The organism is Blastococcus haudaquaticus, from assembly GCF_900230285.1.
GTDB lineage: Bacteria > Actinomycetota > Actinomycetes > Mycobacteriales > Geodermatophilaceae > Blastococcus_B > Blastococcus_B haudaquaticus.
Map to the genome: position 1 here is coordinate 909147 of NZ_OCNK01000001.1, position 12397 is coordinate 921543.

At 73.5% G+C, this 12397-nt stretch carries 9 protein-coding genes; 4 read left to right on the forward strand and 5 right to left on the reverse strand.

Features of this window, described 5'->3' with window-relative positions; all coding sequences use genetic code 11:
* Window positions 1-25 precede the first annotated feature (25 nt).
* Together CRP30_RS04480 and CRP30_RS04485 are read left to right on the forward strand one after the other, a co-directional pair.
* Entirely contained in the window at window positions 26-1588 is a 1563-nt protein-coding gene (locus CRP30_RS04480; RefSeq protein WP_097182687.1) for a phytoene desaturase family protein, read from the forward strand.
* A 77-nt stretch (window positions 1589-1665) separates the two neighbouring features.
* Entirely contained in the window at window positions 1666-2445 is a 780-nt protein-coding gene (locus CRP30_RS04485) for a YhjD/YihY/BrkB family envelope integrity protein (protein ID WP_255407329.1), read from the forward strand.
* Here the strand turns inward: CRP30_RS04485 and CRP30_RS04490 are convergent.
* Both CRP30_RS04490 and CRP30_RS04495 read right to left on the reverse strand, forming a co-directional pair.
* Entirely contained in the window at window positions 2431-4818 is a 2388-nt protein-coding gene (locus CRP30_RS04490) for a transglycosylase domain-containing protein (RefSeq protein ID WP_235003165.1), read from the reverse strand. The genes CRP30_RS04485 and CRP30_RS04490 overlap by 15 nt on opposite strands.
* A 118-nt stretch (window positions 4819-4936) precedes the next feature.
* Entirely contained in the window at window positions 4937-7090 is a 2154-nt protein-coding gene (locus CRP30_RS04495; protein ID WP_235003166.1) for a HelD family protein, read from the reverse strand.
* 131 nt (window positions 7091-7221) lie between these two features.
* Here CRP30_RS04495 and CRP30_RS04500 point away from each other — a divergent pair, with 131 nt between their 5' ends.
* Entirely contained in the window at window positions 7222-7863 is a 642-nt protein-coding gene (locus tag CRP30_RS04500) for a hypothetical protein (protein WP_097182689.1), read from the forward strand.
* Window positions 7864-7865: 2 nt separating this feature from the next.
* Here CRP30_RS04500 and CRP30_RS04505 read toward each other — a convergent pair whose 3' ends face one another.
* Complete coding sequence (locus CRP30_RS04505; protein WP_097182690.1) at window positions 7866-8534, reverse strand: acVLRF1 family peptidyl-tRNA hydrolase; 669 nt, start codon at window positions 8532-8534, stop codon at window positions 7866-7868.
* Window positions 8531-8677 carry a hypothetical protein gene (locus CRP30_RS22430; protein ID WP_159961528.1) on the reverse strand — a complete coding sequence of 49 codons (147 nt, stop codon included), beginning with the start codon at window positions 8675-8677 and terminating at the stop codon, window positions 8531-8533. Before CRP30_RS22430 ends, CRP30_RS04505 begins: the two co-directional genes overlap by 4 nt.
* Before the next feature lie 111 nt (window positions 8678-8788).
* Here CRP30_RS22430 and CRP30_RS04510 point away from each other — a divergent pair, with 111 nt between their 5' ends.
* Window positions 8789-10978, forward strand: a complete 2190-nt coding sequence (locus CRP30_RS04510; protein WP_097182691.1) for an AAA family ATPase — start codon at window positions 8789-8791, stop codon at window positions 10976-10978.
* Between the two features lie 68 nt (window positions 10979-11046).
* Here CRP30_RS04510 and CRP30_RS04515 read toward each other — a convergent pair whose 3' ends face one another.
* The gene (locus tag CRP30_RS04515; RefSeq protein WP_159961531.1) at window positions 11047-12144 is read right to left on the reverse strand and encodes a cupin domain-containing protein; all 1098 of its coding nucleotides are present in this window, start codon (window positions 12142-12144) and stop codon (window positions 11047-11049) included.
* Window positions 12145-12397: the final 253 nt, after the last annotated feature.

Sequence of the window (12397 nt, forward strand, 5' to 3'; positions counted from 1 at the left end):
GGGCCCGGCTCGGTACCGTCCGCGGGTGACGCGCAGCAGGTACGACGTGGTCGTCGTCGGCGGGGGCCACAACGGCCTGGTGGCGGCGGCCTACCTGGCCAGGGCCGGCCGGTCGGTGCTCGTCCTGGAACGCCTGGCGCAGGTCGGCGGTGCCGCGATCAGCCGGCAGGTCTTCGACGGGGTCGACGTCCGGCTGTCCGCGTACTCCTACCTGGTCAGCCTGCTCCCCGACCGCATCGTCTCCGACCTCGGACTGGAGGTCCGGCTGGCCGACCGGTCGGTCGCGTCCTACACCGCCGCCTCCCGCGACGGCCGCCCCGCGGGCCTGCTCGTCGAGCGCGACGAGGGACCGGCCACGGCCACCTCGTTCCGGCAGCTGACGGGCTCCGACGACGAGTTCACCGGGTGGCAGCGCTTCTACGGCCGGCTGTCGACCCTCGCCGAGGACCTGGCTCCGACCCTGACCGAACCTCTGCTCACCTCCGACCAGCTGGCGGAGCGGCTGCGGGACCGCGAGCTCTGGCACGACCTCCGCGAGCGGCCGCTGGCCGACGTCGTGGCCGACCACCTGACCGACGACGTCGTCCGCGGGGTGGCGCTCACCGACGGGCTGATCGGGACCTTCGCCGACGTGCACGCCGACGACGGGCTCGCCGGGCGTTGCTTCCTGTACCACCTGGTCGGCAACGGCACCGGCCGCTGGCGGGTCCCCGTCGGCGGCATGGGTGCGGTCTCCGGCGCCATGGCGGCGGCCGCACGGCGTGCGGGTGCCGAGCTGGTCACCCGGGCGACGGTCACGGCCCTGGAGACCGCCTCGGACGCGGTCACGGTGCACTGGACCGACCACGACGGCCGGGCGGACGCCGTCGAGGCCGGGCACGTCGTGTGCGGCGCCGCCCCGAGCGTGCTGGACGCCCTCACGGGTGCCGCCGCCGGCCCGCGGCCGTCCGGGTCGCAGCTGAAGATCAACATGGTCCTGGCCCGCCTGCCGAGGCTGCGCTCGGGCGCCGACCCGGCCACCGCCTTCGCCGGCACCTTCCACGTGGACGAGTCCGCCGGGCAGATCGATGCGGCGTACGCACAGGCCGCTGCCGGACGGCTGCCCGACGTCATCCCCTTCGAGGTCTACTGCCACTCCTTGAGCGACCCGTCGATCCTGGGCCCGGTCGAGCGCGCCACCGGGCAGCACACGCTCACGCTGTTCGGGCTGCACACGCCGGCGGAGCTCTTCCGCGACGACCCGGTCGGCACCCGCCGGGAGGCGGTCCGCCGGGTGGTCGCCCAGCTGGACGCGCACCTCGAGGAACCGCTGCTGGACTGCCTCGCCCTCGACGCGGCCGGCGAGCCGTGCCTGCAGGCGGCGTCCCCGGTGGACGTGGAGGAGTCGCTGGCCATGCCGGGCGGGCACATCTTCCACGGCGACCTGGCCTGGCCGGTGGCGTCTGCTCCGGAGGAGGTCGGCACCTGGGGTGTGGCGACGGCGCACCCGAGGATCGTGGCGGCGTCCTCCGGCGGCACGGTCCGGGGTGGCGGGGTCAGCGGTCTCGGGGGCTACGCGGCGGCCCGGCACCTGCTGGACCCCCGCTGACGACCCCCTCCCGGCCCGGCCGCTCCCCCGGTCTGCGGGCCGGCGCGTCGGAGCTGCTGTCCGGGGTCCGCCGGCGGCTGGTCGGCCGGGACCTGGCCCTCATCGCGGCCGGGCTCACCTTCTACGCCGGTATCGCCGTCGTCCCCGTGCTCGTGCTCGCCTTCGCCCTCACCGCCTGGCTGACGTCGCCGGAGCGGGTGACGGGTCTGGGCCGGGAGCTGGCGGCCCTGCTGCCGTCCGACGTCGGCGCACCCGACGCCGTCGAACGGCTGGTGTCGGCGGGGGTCGGGCTGTCGCTGGTCGGTGGGCTGCTGGCCCTGCTCCCCATGTCCTTCTACGGCGAGGGGCTGCGCCGGGCGCTGCTGCGGTTCAGCAGCCGCCGGGAAGGCATGACCGGCTGGAAGGGACGGCTCGGTGCCGTCCCCCTCGTGCTGCTCACCCCGCTGCTGCTCTACCCGCTGCTGCTGGCGGTGCCGGTGATGGCCGACCTCGCCGAGACCGGCGGGTTCGGTGCCACGGTGGGCCGGGTCGCGCTGGGGTTCTACTCGGTCCTGGCGGCGCTGACGGTGCCGCTGGCCTGGGGGTTCCGCGTCGTTGCCGCGGGACGGGTGGGCCGGCCCGCCCTCGTGGCCGGTGCGCTGTTCACCGCGGCCTGCCTGAGCGGCTTCCTGCAGGGCTTCGTGCTCTTCCTCGCCCTGCCCCTGGACCTCGGCGCACCCTTCGGCGGGCTCGACGTCGTGGGCGGCATGGTCGCGCTGGGCCTCTGGCTCTTCCTGCTGCACCTGGTCGTCATCCTCGGCTGGCTGGCGACGCAGTCGCTGGACGAGGTGCTGGCCCGGCGGTCAGCGACCCGGTAGCGGCACCCGGTCCGGCAGGTCCTCCGCCCACGGCGGGAGGGCGGGAAGTTCAGGGTCCGGCGGCGGTTCCGACGGCGGGACGGGGGGCGGCTCGGCGGGAGGAGGCACCGGGACGACCGGCTCCTCCGGGACCGGGGCGGGCGGCACGTAGTCGGCGCCGTTGCTCACCAGGACGGAGACGACCTGCCCGAGCACCGCGCGTCCGCCGCGCCGCGGGCTGGTGCCCACGAACGCACCCTCGACGCTGCTGCTGTCCACGCGGACCGTGGTGCTCTGGAAGCCGGCGGCGGCCAGGACGCGCACGCAGTCTGCCTCCGAGGAGCAGCCGGGCACCGGGACGGTGTTGCCGTTGGCGACCTTCGGGTCCGCGGGCGGGAAGTCGCTGCTGCCGCGGGCTTCGAGGATCGGGGCCATCGCGTCGCGCCAGATCGTCGCGCCCTTGCCGCCGCCGAAGCCCCCGACGTTCTCCGGCTCCTTCGGGTTGAACACCATGACGCTGGCGGCGATCTCCGGCGTGTAGCCGACGAAGGCGACGGACAGGTTGTTCTGCGTGGTCCCGGTCTTGCCCGCGATCTGGTGGCCGGGGACGTAGGCGCGCGGGGCGGTCTGCCCGCTGTAGCCCGGCTCGACGTCCTTGCGCAGCATCTGGTTCAGCGTGGTCGCGATGCCGGCCGGGATGGCCCCGGCGGTGCAGTTGTCCGCCCTCACCACCGGCTCGCCGTCCTCGCCGAGCAGCGGCCGGCCGGTGCGGTCGAGGATGGCCGTGACCGGCCGGACGTCGCACCGGGTGCCGTTCGCGGCCAGCGTCGAGTAGGCGCTCGCCAGGGCCAGCGGGCTCGTCGCGTCCGGTCCGAAGGTGAAGGACCCGTTGTTCTCCTCGATCGTCCGCTGCGCCAGACCCGAGTCGTCGAACTGGTAGAGCCCCATCCGCTCCGCCATCCGCACCGGCTCCTCGACGCTGCCGAGCGCGTCCTCGAGCGCGAGGAAGTAGGTGTTGGACGACTGGTAGAGCGCGGTGGTCATGTCCAGCGTCGCTCGGTAGGTGCCGGAGTTGCGCACCGGGTACGGGCCGCCGTCCTTCTTGTAGACGCGGGAGTAGTACGGGCTCGGCGCGGTCAGCGTGTAGGAGTCGGAGAAGCCACGCGCCAGCGCGGCGGCCGCCACGAAGACCTTGAAGGTGGACCCGGCGCCGCGGCTGGCGGCCACGTTGAGGTTGTAGGACTCCTGCGTCGGGTCGGCGAGGTCGTAGCCGAAGATGCGGTTCACGCTCAGGGCCAGGAGGTGGCCGGTACCCGGCTGGACGGCGCTGAACGTCGCCACCCGGGTGTCCTCCAACGCCAGGGTCTCGAGGACGGCGGCGTCGCCGGAGCGCTGCAGGTCCGGGTCCAGCGTCGTCTGGATGACCAGGCCCTCGGTCTCGAGGTCCGTCTGGCTGATGCCGAGCTCCTGCGTCACGTACTTCTGCACGAAGTCGCAGACGTAGGGCCCGACGGTGGCCTCGACGCAGCCGCGTCGCGGGGCGGGTGCCGGGGCGAGTCCGAGGGGTTCCTGCGCCGCCTGCGCGGCGAGGGACGGCGCGATGTAGCGCTGCTGGGCCATCCGATCCAGCACCTGGTTGCGGCGGACCGTGGCCGCCTCGGGATCGACGAACGGATCATCGTCCGACGGGCTCTGCACCAGCCCGGCCAGCAGCGCCGCCTGCCCCAGGGTCAGCGCCGCCGCGTCCACCCCGAAGTAGGCCCGGGCGGCGGGCTGCACGCCGTAGGCGTTCTGCCCGAAGTACACGATGTTGAGGTAGCGGGTCAGCAGCTCGTCCTTGCTGTACCGGTCCTCCAGTGCCAGGGCCAGCCGTGCCTCGCGGAGCTTGCGGCCGACGCTCTCCTCGATGGCGGCCGCGCGCTCGACCGGGTCGTCGGTCGACTGGAGCAGCGTCTGCTTGACCAGCTGCTGGGTCAGCGTCGAGCCGCCCTCCATCACCTCACCGGCAGCCAGGTTCTTCACCAGCGCCCGGACGGTGCCCTGCACGTCGAGGCCGCCGTGCTCGTAGAAGCGGGCGTCCTCGACCGCGACCATCGCGTCCTTCATGACCTGGGCGATCTGCTCCGATGCCACCGGGGCCCGGTTCTCGCGGTAGAAGGAGGTGATCAGCTCACCGTTGGCGGCGAGCACGGTGGTGTTGCCGGGCGGAGGCCGGTCGGTCAGCTCGTCGGGCGGGTCACCGAGCAGGCTGGTGGACTGCTGGGCGGCGAGCGCCGGCCCGCCGATCCACGGCAGGAGCAACCCGGCCAGGAGGGCGCCGGCGAGGACGACGCTGAGGGCCAGCACGCCCAACGTGCGGAACGTCCGCACGCCCTGTGACATGCCCTGTGACATGGCCCTCCTCCCTCGGATGCGGGGCTCACCCCAACAGAGAACTACGCGGGCCACAATCCCCCGCGCCGTCCGTAGTCGCTCCGTGACGCAACGCGACGGGCCACTGAGAAGCGCGAGGTCAGAGGGTCGTGTGGTCCGCCACCCGCTCGGAGAGCGGCGCCGGGAGGTCGTCCCGGTGCAGCACGACGAGCGTGCTGACCGCCCGGGTGAGGACGACGTAGAGCCGGTGCAGACCCCGTGGCTCGGCCGCCGCGATCGCCGCCGGGTCGACCACCACCACCGCGTCGAACTCCAGCCCCTTGGCCAGGGTGGCCGGGACGACGGCGACGGGTGGCGTCTCGGCGCCGTCGTCGGTGAGCACCGCGGCCGGCATGCCCGCACCGGCGAGCAGCGCAGCGACGCCGGCCGCCGCGGCGTCGGCACAGACGACCCCGATCGAGCCCGGGCTCGTGCCCAGCTCGGCCACCACGTCGACGAGCGGTCCGGCGAAGGCGGCCACCGGCCGCACCCGCAGCGCTCCCGGGTCGGAGCGGACCGCGGTCGCCGCGAGGAGCCCCGGCGCCACGAGCGGCAGCAGCCGGTTGGCGAAGTCGAGCACCTCGCCGGGCACCCGATAGCCCCGGGTCAGCGGGCGGACGACGGTGTCCGGACGGCCGAGACCGGCCAGGGTCTCCCGCCAGTCCGACGGCGACCACGGGCTGGTGGCCTGGGCCAGGTCGCCCAGCACGGTCAGGGACCCGGCTGCCAGCCGGCGGGCGACGGCGCGGCACTGCATGGGCGAGAGGTCCTGGGCCTCGTCCACGACCACGTGCCCGTAGCCCGGGGTGCGCTCGAGGAGGCCGGCCAGCTCGTCGGCCAGGACCGCGTCGGCGTCGGTCCACGGTGCGGTGCGCACCGACCGCGGCGGCACCGGCCAGCGCAGCAGCGCCTGCTCGTCGTCGTCCAGCAGACCCCGTGCGGCGCGGGCGAGCCGGTCGGCGTCGCTCCAGAGCCCGGACAGCAGACCGGCCGCGTCCTGGGCCGGCCAGACCTCGTCGCAGAAGGCGCGGACCTCGGCGCTGCGGGCGGCCCGGCGCGTCTCCGCGTCACCGGGGCTGCCACCGGCCTCCTCCTTCTGCCGCCGGGCGTCCTCGGCCAGCACCATCATCAGCCGCTCGCGACCGGCCGCGTAGTGCAGCACCTGCTGGTCGTCGTCGGCGCGCCCCCTCCGGCGCAGGTCGTCCACGTAGCGCTTGAGCCGCTCCACCGGGATGCGGTACTTCCGGCCGTCCAGCGGCACCTGAAGCGAGTCCACCGGTTTGCGGATCTCGCCCCACAGCGCCCGGCGCAGCAGCTCGGCCATCCGGGCGTCGCCCTTGAGCACCGCGGCGTCGGGCCGGTCCACGGCGCGCACCGGCACCCGGGCGGTGAGGTCGGCGACCGTCGTCTGCTCGACGTCGACCTCGCCGAGGGTGGGGAGCACCTGCTCGATGTAGCGCAGGAACGCCCGGTTGGGCCCGACGACGAGGACGCCGGTCCGGGCCAGCTGCCCGCCGTGGGTGTACAGCAGGTACGCCGCCCGGTGCAGGCCGACCGCCGTCTTCCCGGTGCCCGGCCCGCCCTGGACGCAGATCGACTCGCTCAGCGGCGCCCGGACGACGTCGTCCTGGTCCGGCTGGATGGTGGCGACGATGTCGCGCATCGGTCCGCTGCGCGGGCGCTCGATCTCCTCCCGGAGGAACTCCCCCTTCTCCTCCGGGTGGGCGGGAGACGACCCGGCCAGGACCTCGTCCTCGTAGCCGGTGAGCTCCGCGCCCGAGAAGCCGAAGCGCCGCCGGCGGGCCACGCCCTGCGGATCGGCCGCGGTGGCCTGGTAGAACGGCCGGCTTATCGGGGCGCGCCAGTCGATGACGACCGGGTCGCCGGCGGCGTCGCGGACGTGCCGGCGGCCGATGTGGAAGGTCTCGGGCGCTGTGCCGGTCGGCGCTGTGCCGGCCGGCGCAGTGTCGGCCGGCGCAGTGTCGGCCGGCGCAGTGTCGGCCGGCGCAGTGTCGGCCGGCGCGGTGTCCGTGCGGCCGAAGAACGGCGGGACGCCGGGGTCGGCGGCCAGGGCGCGGAGCCGTTCGGCGCGTGCGGCACCCAGCCGCTCGGAGGCCCAGGCGTCGACTCCCGCGTCGACGACGGCCGAGGCGGCGGCCCGCATCTGGGTGAGGCACTCGGCGGCGCGCGCGAGGTGGGCGCGCTCCGCGGCGAGGACGGGATCGACGGTCTCGGACCCGTCAGGAGGAGACACGGTCGCAGGACGCTACGCCGCGGACGGCCTTGCGTCGACCGCCGTCCCGCCCTCGGATCGCTGCGGCGCCCGTCGGTATCGGTTCGGTCTCGACGCTTGGGGCCGACGCGGCCCGGCGGCAACCTGGGCCCATGGTCCGCGTCCGTCCGGTGCTGCTGCTGGTCGGCACCCTGCTGGTCGCGACCGGCTGTGCGGAGAGATCCCCGTCCGGAGCGCCGTCGCCGGACGACGCGCCGCCGTTCGTGACGTTGCAGCCCATGCCACCGGAGCCCGACCCCTTCCCGGAGGACGGGCTGCTGCCGGACGGCCAGCTCTCGCCGGAGGAGCTCGGCGCGCAGCCGATCCCCCACGAGCAGTTCACGTTCACCGAGCGACTGCACGCGCTCGCCGGCGAGTCCCCCGACTTCGGGGTCCTCGACGCGCGCGATCGCTCCGTGCTCGTCCTCCGCTGGTTCGGCGATCTCCCCACGGAGGTCGCCGCGCTGATCGAGGAGTACGCCGGCGCCCCGTTCGACATCCGGGTGGAGCCGACGCGCTACCGGCCGGGGGACCTGCGGGCGGAAGCGCAGCGGTTGCTCGCCGAGCACTCCGGCGTCGTCACCGTGACCTTCCCGCGGAACGAGGGAGACGGGGTCGGGATCGGCATCGACCCCGCGGAGGCCGCCTCCCCGGACCAGGCGGACCTGGAGCGGCTGGGCGTCACCAGCCGGTTCCCGCTCTTCCCGGAGGCCATGGGCCGACCGGTCCCCGCGGCAGGCGTCGCGGCAGGCTGACGTCAGTCGCCCCGCTCGTCCGGCTCGACGATGTGCACCTGGACGGCGCGGAACTGCTTCGGGGTCTCGAGCAGGACCGCCTTGGTCGGCTCGCCGACGTCCAGCGCCGGCTCCCGCCGCAGCGCGACCAGCGGCGCGAGACGGGCATCGGTCAGCACCTCGTCCACCAGGCCGCGATCGCCCCCGGTGAACAGCGCGGTCACCGACGCGGCGTGCGGCAGCAGCACCCGTACCGCGGTCTCGACGGCGTGGGTCACGACGGCGTCGGTCTGGTTCCCGCGCCTGCGGGCGAACCGCTGCTGCGACCAGCCACCGGCCGCCGTCCGGCCCTGCACCTGGCGCGCGTCGACCTTGGAGACGACGAGATCGGCGCCGTCGAAGACGCCCACCGCCCAGCGCCCGCGTCGCACCAGCAGGACCGCCGCCCGCTGCCGCTGCCGCGCGGCTGCGGTGAAGGTGCCCAGCAGCGGCGGCTGCGGGGTCCAGCCGACGGGCGCCTGCAGGACGACGGTGGTGCTGTCGGCGCAGGTGATGCGCAGCGCCTCCGCGGAGGGCGCGACCTCGGTGAAGCTCCCGTGCCGTTCGGCGACGCCGTCCAGCCAGCGGCCGAGCCGCTCCGGCGCCACCCCGAGCCGCCGACCGCCCCCGGTAGCGGGTCGCGGGCGAGTCACCAGGACCGCAACCCGAGCAGCCGGTCGAGTTCGTCGCCTACGCGCGAGCCGTCGTGCCCGTTGGTCAGCCAGGCCCGCACGTGGCCGATCGCCTCGGCCGGCTCCAGCGGCAGCCCGGCGTCGCGGCACTGCTCGAGCGGCATGCGCCGGGGGGCATGCGGGGGGAGGAGCGAACCCGGCAGAATGGACTGACCACCAGCTGGTTCCCCCGCAGGGACGAGTGAGGTGGATCCTCCCTCATCGAACGGAGCCCCATGCCATCGTCGGCCGTCGTCGACTCCCGCCCGATCGACTACCGGGCCGCGCACCTGTGCGCGGCCGTCCTCGCCCCCGACGTCCGGGCGACCCTCGGAGCGGCCGAGGGCGATGTGGTCCGGATCGCCACGGAGCGCGGGCGCAGCGTGCTGTGCCGGGTCTCGGGCCCGGTCGACGAGCCGGGAGCCGGCGGCGTGCGCATCGACCGGTTCACCCGGCAGGCGCTGAAGGCCTATCCGCACGAGCAGGTGACCCTGGAGCGGGTAGAACCGGCGCCCGCGCGAGAGCTCGCCCTGGTTCCCGGACTGGACATGAGCCAGCGCTTCGACCCGCAGCTGGTGCCCGCGCTCAGGCGGCTCCTCACCGAGCAGCGGGTCGCCGTCCGCCCGGGCATGCTCCTCTACGTCCGCATGCCCGACGCGATGGCCGGCGTCACGTACGAGGTTCACTTCGTCGCCCCGGTGGGCGGGGACGGCACCGAGGGCGTGGTCACCGGCGAGACGACCATCTGGATGGTCCAGGACGATCACCACCACGGGCCGGGCGACCACGAGCACGACCACGACAAGTCCTCCGAGACGGTGCTGAACACGACCTTCGAGGACGTCGGGGGGCTCACAGCGCAGATCAGAGAGGTACGCGAGTTCGTCGAGCTGCCCCTGATCTTCCCCCAGGTGTACCGCCAGTTGGGCATCAACCCCCCGCGCGGCGTGATCTTCCACGGGGCGCCGGGCACGGGGAAGACCCTGCTCGCCCGCAGCGTGGCCAACGAGATCAACGCCGAGCTCTTCTACATCAACGGGCCCGAGGTCGTCGGCACGTTCTCCGGCGAGACCGAGGCGAACCTGCGCAAGATCTTCGCCGAGGCGAGCCTGAACCCGCCGTCGATCATCTTCGTCGACGAGCTCGACGCCATCGCGCCGGCGCGGCGGATGGCCACGAGCACGACCGAGGCGCGAACCGTCACCCAGCTGCTGGCGCTGCTCGACGGACTCAAGCAGGCCGAGGGCGTGCTTGTCATCGGCACGACGAACCGGGTCGAGGCGATCGACCCGGCGCTGAGGCGGGCCGGCCGCTTCGACCGGGAGATCCACTTCCCGACCCCCGGAACCGAGGCGCGGGAGCAGATCCTCCGCGTGCAGACCCGGGAGATGCCGCTGGACGACGACGCCCTCGCCGGGCTGTCCGCGATCGCCGAGCGCGCGTACGGCTTCGTGGGCGCCGACATCATGGAGCTCAGCCGGGAGGCCGGGCTCAACGCCCTGCGACGGGCCTCGACGCGGTTCGTCGAGTCCCCGTCCATGGCCACCTACCCCGACGCCGCCGAACTCGTCGTCTCCCGCGGTGACTTCGACGCTGCCCTCGGCACCGTGCAGCCGGCCGCGATGCGCGAGTCGCTGATCACCTATCCGCGGGTGACGTGGGCCGACATCGGCGGGCTGGAGCAGGTGAAGATCCGGCTGCGCGACCTCGTCGAGAAGCCGCTGCGGCACCCGGAGGTCTTCGAGCGGATCGGGCTGTCGAGCAACCTCGGCGTCCTGCTCTACGGGCCACCCGGCACGGGCAAGACCCTGCTCGCCCAGGCGATCGCACGGGAGGCCGGCGTGAATTTCCTGCCGATCAACGGTCCCGAGCTGTTCTCCCAGTGGCTGGGCGAGTCCGAGGAGAGCGTGCGTCGCGTGTTCGACGTCGCCCGGCGCGCGGCACCGTGCATCGTGTTCTTCGACCAGCTGGACGCGGTCGTCCCCAAGCGCAGCGACCTCGAGCACGAGGGCACACGCGCGCCACAGCGGGTGGTCAACCAGCTCCTGGCCGAGCTGGACGGGATGGCGCAGCGCAGCCAGGTGCTCGTCATCGGCGCCACCAACCGGATGAACATGGTCGATCCTGCCGCACTCCGCCCCGGCAGGTTCGGTGTGCACTTGCACGTCGGCCCGCCGGACGAGGCCGGTCGAGCCGAGATCCTCCGGATCCACCTCGCGGGCACGGCGCTCGACGGCGACCTGACCCTCGACCGGATGGTGGAGCACCTGGTCCCACGGACCGCAGGGATGACCGGCGCCGACCTCGCCTTCCTCGTGCAGAACGCGAAGCTGGCGGCCCTGGACCTGGACCGGGCCGAGCCGAATCCGCGGTTGGATCTGGCGACCTTCGACGCGGTGCTCCTGGAGACGGGGCCGACGGGCTGACCCGCCGAAGGCGACCGCGAGCGCGCCCCGGGCGAACGAACCCGGGGTGCGGTCGCGGCCGCGTCGGCTCAGGCGGGCGGCGGCGCGGTGAAGCCGTCGCCGGCAGCAGCCCGCAGCGACGCGTCGTCGAACTCGGGCGCGTTCTCGAAGAACACGATGCGCGAGTAGCCGAGCTCGGCGTAGATGCTGTTCGACGCCCCGATGAGCTTCGCCGACTCGGTGCCGGTGCTGAACCGCTGCACGATCGTGTTGTGGGGCACCCAGATCATGTCCCCCTTCTTCCAGTCCCAGCGCGTTGGCTTCTTCGCCACACGCGCGTAGAACTGGTCGGCGATCTCGGCCTCGACGTCCCAGTGCAGGTCGTAACCCTCGCCGTCGAGGACGTGCACCGCCTCGTCGGCCATCTGCCACCGCTTGCCCGAACGGCTGTCGGCCGGGATCTCGTGCAGGTAGGCGTCGGTACCCTTGATCCGGAGGGGCGCACCCTTGCCGGCGATCTGGCGGACGCGGCCGAACTCGGTCCACAGCCACTCGGTGTCGGCAGGAGTGAGCACCTTGGGGACGAGCTCGTCACCCTCGGGACGCGCGGTCAGCCACTCGGTGCGCGGCTCCCACTGGTCCTCGTCGGCCGGCTTGGTGCCGATCTTCCCCTGGAAGGTGAGGCCGAGGAACAGCGACAGCGGCTTGGGCTTCATGACGAGGCAGACCGCGCGCTTCTCGGGGTCTGGGTTGTTGTGCCAGTGCACGCAGTCGTTGTGCACGGCGACGGCGTCCCCGGCGCTCCACGGGTAGTCCTTGCCGTCGTGGGTCTCGTAGCCGTTGCCCTCGAGCACGTAGAACAACGCCTCGTTCTGGTGTCCGTGCCCGTCGTTGCGCCCGTTGGGCTGGATCACGACGAAGTGCAGGTGCAGGCTCTGCGTGCGGAACTGCTCATCACCAGGGTCGATGATGTTCCAGTTCTCCTTGAGGCTCAGCCCCTCCCCCAGGGTCGGAGTCCACACCCGGGGAACGGTCGTGACGCGCTCGCGCCGCTCCTCGGTCAGGGTGTACCGGTTGCTGGCCAGCTCCCGCACGTAGATGCGGGCCTTCTTGTAGTGGTCGTCGTAGACGTGCACGTTCTGTGCCGTCTGCTCGCGGGTCTGGGACTTCGTTCGCTCCTGCTCCATGCAGCGCCTCCTCGGTGAGTCCAGTGGTATGACCATTTGACACCGAACCCTAGGTCTCCCACCAGAGGCTCGCTCAGGACTCCGGCCACGCGGCAGCCGGCACCCTGTGGGTTCATCGCCGACACGACTCTTCCAGGGGTCGTGCGCCTCGACGGGCGTTCCCGCAGAAACGCCCGGCGACGAGGCCGGGGTGGTGCGCCGCTCTGCCGAGTCCGCGGGGTCCAGTACCCACGACACCCCGGCCGAGGCGGTT

What these genes read in the sequence shown, in the direction of transcription:
- CRP30_RS04490 (WP_235003165.1), bottom strand. Translation starts at nt 4,818, where the DNA reads ATGTCACAGGGCATGTCACAGGGCGTGCGGACGTTCCGCACGTTGGGC.
- CRP30_RS04500 (WP_097182689.1), top strand. Translation starts at nt 7,222, where the DNA reads ATGGTCCGCGTCCGTCCGGTGCTGCTGCTGGTCGGCACCCTGCTGGTC.
- CRP30_RS22430 (WP_159961528.1), bottom strand. Translation starts at nt 8,677, where the DNA reads ATGCCGCTCGAGCAGTGCCGCGACGCCGGGCTGCCGCTGGAGCCGGCC.
- CRP30_RS04510 (WP_097182691.1), top strand. Translation starts at nt 8,789, where the DNA reads ATGCCATCGTCGGCCGTCGTCGACTCCCGCCCGATCGACTACCGGGCC.
- CRP30_RS04515 (WP_159961531.1), bottom strand. Translation starts at nt 12,144, where the DNA reads ATGGAGCAGGAGCGAACGAAGTCCCAGACCCGCGAGCAGACGGCACAG.